This is a genomic window from Sphingomonas sp. LH128, from assembly GCF_000293195.2.
Lineage (GTDB): Bacteria > Pseudomonadota > Alphaproteobacteria > Sphingomonadales > Sphingomonadaceae > Novosphingobium > Novosphingobium resinovorum_A.
This window is the reverse complement of sequence record NZ_ALVC01000313.1, coordinates 1-6,343: the sequence shown is the minus strand read 5'-3', so window position 1 is coordinate 6,343 and position 6,343 is coordinate 1. Positions and strand designations below refer to the sequence as shown.

At 65.1% G+C, this 6,343-nt stretch carries 4 protein-coding genes; all 4 read right to left on the bottom strand.

Going from position 1 to position 6,343, the window contains the following annotated elements; genetic code table 11:
• Window positions 1-225: 225 nt before the first annotated feature.
• Window positions 226-1,347, bottom strand: coding sequence for a nucleoside hydrolase (locus LH128_RS22770; RefSeq protein WP_008832044.1), 1,122 nt, complete (start codon window positions 1,345-1,347; stop codon window positions 226-228).
• A 64-nt stretch (window positions 1,348-1,411) separates the two neighbouring features.
• Complete coding sequence (locus LH128_RS22765) at window positions 1,412-3,616, bottom strand: TonB-dependent receptor (RefSeq protein WP_037520952.1); 2,205 nt, start codon at window positions 3,614-3,616, stop codon at window positions 1,412-1,414.
• Between the two features lie 683 nt (window positions 3,617-4,299).
• Window positions 4,300-4,749, bottom strand: a complete 450-nt coding sequence (locus LH128_RS22760; protein ID WP_008832042.1) for a MaoC family dehydratase — start codon at window positions 4,747-4,749, stop codon at window positions 4,300-4,302.
• A gap of 1 nt (window position 4,750) precedes the next feature.
• The coding region (locus tag LH128_RS22755; protein WP_008832041.1) for an acetyl/propionyl/methylcrotonyl-CoA carboxylase subunit alpha at window positions 4,751-6,343 on the bottom strand (1,593 nt) is incomplete at its 5' end.

Sequence of the window (6,343 nt, the reverse complement as noted above, 5' to 3'; positions counted from 1 at the left end):
CCACCGGCAAGGTCCGCCTGCGCTTCGAAGCACGCATCACCAAGTTCTCCGACCTCGCCCCCGACGACATGCGCGCCGCATTCGAAAGCGACTGATCGCGCAAATCCTCCCTGCCGCGCAGCGATGGGGAGGTGGCAGCGCGAAGCGCTGACGGAGGGGTCTTATCCCCCCTCCACCACCGACTTCGTCGGCGGTCCCCCTCCCCGAGCAAGCTCGGGGAGGAGTTTACTTCGCCGCCACCGCCTTCACGATGATCTCGTCCAGCTTGCGCGGATCGACCGACATCACCACGCGCGCCTTCTGCTCGCCGAGGCCGGGCTGGTAATGCTCGCGCCAGCTGAGCGTATCGCCGTACGTCGCGCCGAACGCCGCGTCGTAATCGACGTAGAGGTCCTCCGCCCCGGTCACCACCGAGGGATCGAGCAGCACGGCGGCGACGATCTCGTCCCACAGCGGGAAGCCCGGCTCGAAGCCCGCGATCGCCTTGCCCAGTTCCGGCTTCGCGCCCTTCGCGGCGCGGTCGAGCAGCTTGCGGCTCAGCTGCGTCGCGGTCGAGGGATCGACCGGCACGACGGTGATCTGCTTCCACGGCGCGCGGCTGACGATGCTGGCGGCCTCGGGATCGAGGCGGATGTTGAATTCGCGGCGCGGCGAATTGGCGAACTCGCGCGCGAACTCGACGGCCGAGCGGTCATCGAGCACGCGGTGCGGGTTGAAGCTGCCGCCCATGTAGATCAAGCCTTTGGCAAGGCTCGCAAATTCTGGATCGAGACGCTGCGCCAGCGCAAGGTTGGTCATCGGACCACCCTCGACGATGGTGATCTGGCCGGGGTACTTGCGGACCATCTCGATCATGAAGACGGCGGCCATCTTCGAGGCGACCTTGGTGGTCGGCGCGCCCCAGGGCAGGTTCGAAAGGTCGTAGGGGGTGTAATAAGGCGGCGTCGACTGCTGCGTGGGCTCGACCCACTGCTTCATCCACGCGCCCTTCCATGTCAGCTTGCCGTAAAGCGCTTCCCAGCGCTCGGTCGCCTTCTCGGTGTTCATGAGCGGATAGACCGCACCCTGCGCCACCGGAACGTCGGTACGGCCCATGATCTCCAGCCCCCGAAGCTGCAGCGCCGCACCGCGCGGTGCCCACCAGTTGCCGGTCACGCTGGTCACACCCACCACGTCGATCTGAGGCGAATTGAGCAGCATCATGTGCATGAGCGAGAAGCCCTCGTCATCGATGATGACTTTCTGCGGGGCGGGCTTGTCCTCGGCCCGCACAGGCAGGGCGAAACAGACCGCCGCCGCCGTCAGCAGCGAGGAGACAGCGCGGATCACGGCATTCAGGGGGGGCATCGGTTATCCTTGTTGGCAGACCATACGAAAAGGGCGCCGGTTTGACCCGGCGCCCTTCGCTTCATCAGAAGTTGAAGCGGACTTCGCCGCCGATGATGCGCGGTTCGTTGAGCATCGCCGTCAGGTTGTTGAAGTCGATCGCGCCGACGACGCGGATCTGGTTGGTGATGTTGCGGGCGAACGCCGCAACCTCGTAGCCGCGCTTGTTGTCGCGGTAGCCGACGCGCGCGCCGCCCTCGAGGTAGGCCTTACCCGTGAACTCGATCGAGTCGTACAGGAACAGGTTGATCTTCGAGCGGTACGACCAGTCGGTGTAGGCGAAGATCTCGTTGTCGTTGCCCAGCGGCACGGCGTAGCGCAGCGTCGCGTTGCCGATCCAGCGCGGAGCCTGCGGCAGACGGTTGCCGTCGATCGCGGCCAGCGTAGTGCCGTTCACGGTCACCAGCGGATCGGTCACGGTGCAGCCGCCGCCGCAAGGCGCGACGTAGAGGTCCTTGTCCTTCAGTTCGGTGTAGTTGTAGCTGCCGCCCAGCGTCAGCACGAGGTTTTCGACCGGGGTGGCCGAGAATTCCGCCTCGACGCCGTAGCCGATCGCCTTCTTCGCGTTCATCAGCTGCGTGACGTTCGAACCACCGCCAACGGCGGTCAGCTGGATGTTCTTGGTGTCGAAGTAGTAACCATCGACCGAGAAGTTGAACAGTCCGGGCTGCTCGGTCTTGAAGCCGACTTCGTAGGAGGTCGTCGTCTGCGGCTTGGCCATCGTCGCGACACCGGCGGCGGTGTCGTTCTTGAGCGCCGCGCCGAGGTAGCCCGATGCCACGCGGGCGTAGATGCTGCTCGACGAGGAGAGCTTGAACGTCGCGCTGCCGTCCCAAGACAGCTTCGAACCGTTGGCGCGGCCGGTGGAACGCGCGGCGGTCGTCGAATCGATGTCGGCGCCACTGACGAGGACGCCATAGCGCTTGTCATGCGACCAGCGCAGGCCGCCACGCAGGATCAGCGAATCCACCGGCGTGTACTCGACCGAGCCGAAGGCCGCATACGTCTCGTTGTCGAGGTGCGAGACGCTGGTGGGCGAATAGGCGTTGGTGTTGGACCACGAACCGCTCGCGCTCTCGAGGTTCTGGTTGAAGTAGTATGCGCCCGCCTGGAAGCTGACGTCGCCGAACTTCTTCGAAGCGAAGCGCAGTTCCTGGCTGAACTCCTTCGGCGTGGTGTCGCCGCCGGTCTGGACCTGGAACGGGACGTTGCCGACGTAGCCGCCGTCGATGTCGCCGCGCGAGAAGACGCTGGCGCGCTCCCATGCGGTGATCGAGTAGAGCGAACCGGCGCCGTCGAACTCATAGCTGGTCTGGATGTTGGCGCCCCAGCTTTCCAGGGTCTGCGGGTTCGAGCCGTTCTGCGCCGTATGCTCGATGTCGTAGCCGGCGACGAGGTCGTTGGTGCCCTTCTGGATCGCGTTCGCACGGAACAGGCGCGCGGTGCCCTTCAGCGAGCGGGCGTGCGCGTTGACGAGGATGTCGAGCGGACCGTCCTCGTACTCCAGCTGGAAGCGACCGGCGTAGTCCTGGTAGCCTTCGAACTTCTTCTCGTTAATGGTCGCGGCGTAGTCGTTCTTGACCCAGTCGTCACGGCGCTGGACGAGGCCCGCGACGCGGAAGCGCAGCTTGTCGGTCAGCGGCGCGCCGACGGCGGCTTCCAGGTTGACGGTGTTGTAGGTCGCCCACGAAGCGCTGACGTGCCCGTCCACTTCCTCGGTCGGACGCTTGGAGGTCAACTTGACCACGCCTGCCGGCGTGTTGCGGCCGAACAGCGTGCCCTGCGGTCCCTTCAGAACTTCGACGTTCTCGAGGTCGAAGGCCGGGAAAGCCTTGAGCATCGGGCTTTCGAGCGCAACGTTGTCGTACACCACCGAAACCGGCTGCGCCGCGTCAGCGCTGAAGTCGGTGTTGCCAAGGCCGCGGATGTAGAAGCGCGGAAAGGTGCGGCCGAACGAGGATTCGATCTGCAGGCTGGGCACGCGCGCGGCAAGGAAGCGGATGTCCTGGCCGCTGGAGTTCAGCACGGCCAGCTTCTCGCCCGAAAGCGTCGAAACCGCGACCGGCACGTCCAGCGCACGCTCTTCGCGGCGCAGCGCGGTCACGACGATTGCGTTGTCTCCCTCTTCGGCCACCGGAGCGCCGCTCTGCGCAAGGGCAGGCGCGGCGAACGAAGCGGAAATCGCGAGGACCGAAACCGCCGTAAAACGGCGCAAACGAGCAGAATTCAAAATTACCCCCTGAGGTAGCCATGTTTTGGGATGGGGGGCCGATAAGCTGACCAGCGCTGTCATTCAACAGCAATGAACCGCACAGCGCGTTGCGAAAAATGGCGCGGCAATTTTGCAACGCAACATGGCAACCGGGCTCGGAGTCGCGCGCAAAGGCGGCTTGCGGGTTCACCAAGAAACCGCAGCGTCAGCAACGGTTAAAGACGTTATCACGGACTTCGTTAAAGAGGTTAAGGCTTCCTGCGACCGCACTGCAGCAAGCATATTTGGCGAGACTGGTGAAATGTCCGTGTTTGCCGTGCCCCGGCGCGTTCCCGTAGTGTCGAGGCCGCATGGCATCGCACGATTTTTGCATCAGGTTTTGCCGAACCTGTGCCAGCGACGTTCAACCAGGCAAGCTTTTACGGGAGCAATGATTCTGTCGTCCCGGTTCGGACACGACACTTCCGGAACGCGCCTCGCCCACTTGATCGGCGATGGTGCCTTGCCCGACGACGCCGCCCCCGGATAGCCAACGACTTTTCTTTATCGGTGAAGTGCTTGCCTGATAGGCACGATACCAACGCTTGAACCGTTCATGAGGCGCGCAAACCTTGCTTCGGCTACCCCGACCAGTAAACTTCTTGCCCGAGTCCGTGACGTCGCGGACGGAGAGCTCGCACATCCTCAGGTTTGCTTCGCAATCACACCCCTTTCTTCAGCAGCACGGTCCGGAGCATCGATAGAGCCACTTCCCCGCGCTGGTTGGTCAACTCGTGCCGGAACACGACGATCCCTTGTCCGGGCCGCGACCTGCTCTCGCGCATCTCGACCACTTCGCTCGCGCAGGTCAGGGTATCGCCGATGAAGGTCGGCTTGGGCGTAATCACTTTGTCGAAGCCGAGGTTGGCGACGAGCGTGCCGACTGTCGTGTCCGCGATCGACAGGCCCACCGCCAGGCTGAAGGTGAAGGTCGAATTGACCAGGATCTGCCCGAACTCGCTGGCTTTCGCGGCCTCAGCGTCGAGGTGCAGGGGCTGCATGTTGTGGGTCATCGCCGAGAACAGCAGGTTGTCGGTCTCGGTGACGGTACGGCTCGGCTGATGCGTCAGGCGGTCACCGACCTGCCATTCATCGAAAAAACGTCCGGGCATCCTAGTCGGTCTCCTCGATCTGCACGAGTAGGGCATCGACCTGCACCTGCTGGCCGGGGGTCGCCGCGAGCGCCCTGACGGTGCCATCGAACGGCGCGGTCAAGGTGTGCTCCATCTTCATGGCTTCGAGGGTCAGGAGTTTCTGTCCCTTGGTCACCGTCTCGCCCTGTTTCACCTCGACGGCGATGACCTTGCCCGGCATGGGTGCAACGATCGCGCCGGAACTGTCTGCCGCGCCATGCGCGCCGTCGCGTCGCCATGGCGCCAGCAGCCAGGCCTGCCCCTGTTCGGTGACGAGGACGCTGCTGGCAGGCTCGTCGCTCCCATCGTCAATCTCGAGCTCGATCTTCTCGCCATCGAGCAGGAACCACGCGGTTCGCCGCGGCGGCGCGTTCAGCCGCAGGCCCGGCGCGATGCCGGCCGGAACGAGTGACGAAGCGCCCGCACGAAGGGTATCGGCCGAAGGCACCGGCGGCTGCGCCAGAGCCTCGCCGTCGCGCCCGATCAGACCGGTATCGACTTTGCCTGCCGCGAAGTCGGGGTGCTGCAGCGCTTTGACGAGGAACGAGGCATTGGTACGTACCGGCCAGACGGCGGTGTCCTCGAGCATCGCGCCGAGCCGTTCCCGCGCCTCGTCGCGGTCGTCGCCCCAGGCGATGATCTTGGCGATCATGGGATCGTAGAAGGGCGAGACTTCGGCGCCTTGCGTGACGCCGGTGTCGATGCGCCCTGTTTCCTTGGCGCCCTCGGATTCGCCGAACTGCAGCAGTTCGAGGCGGCCGATGCTGGGAAGGAAGCCCTTCGCCGGGTCTTCGGCATAGAGGCGCGCCTCCATCGCCCAGCCATCGATGCTCAGGTCGTGCTGCGGCAGAGGCAGCGGCTCGCCGCTGGCAACGCGCAGCTGCCATTCGACGAGATCGACCCCGGTGATCGCCTCGGTGACCGGGTGCTCCACCTGCAGGCGGGTGTTCATCTCCATGAACCAGATGCGATCGGCGGAGAGTGCGCCAGAGCCGTCGGCGATGAACTCGATGGTCCCGGCGCCGACATAGTCCACGGCCTTTGCGGCGCGCACGGCGGCGGCGCACAGCGCCTCGCGCGTGGCCAAGTCCATGCCCGGCGCGGGGGCTTCCTCGATGACCTTCTGGTGGCGGCGCTGAAGCGAGCAGTCGCGCTCGAACAAGTGGACGACGTTGCCGTGCTGGTCGCCGAAGACCTGCACCTCGATGTGGCGGGGAGAGGCTATGTACTTCTCGATCAGCACGTGGTCGTTGCCGAACGAAGCGGCCGCCTCGCGCTTGCAGGAGGCGAGCGCGTCGGCGAAGGCGTCGGCACTCTCGACGAGGCGCATGCCTTTGCCGCCGCCGCCCGCGACGGCCTTGATGAGCACCGGGTAGCCGACCTTGTCGGCCTCCTGGCGGAGCAAGCCGGGTTCCTGGTTCGCGCCCATGTAGCCCGGCGTCACCGGAACTCCGGCCTCGGCCATGAGCGTCTTGGCGGCGTCCTTCAGACCCATTGCCGTGATCGAGGACGGGTTCGGACCGACCCAGACCAGCCCCGCGTCGATGACGGCCTGCGCGAACTCGGCGTTCTC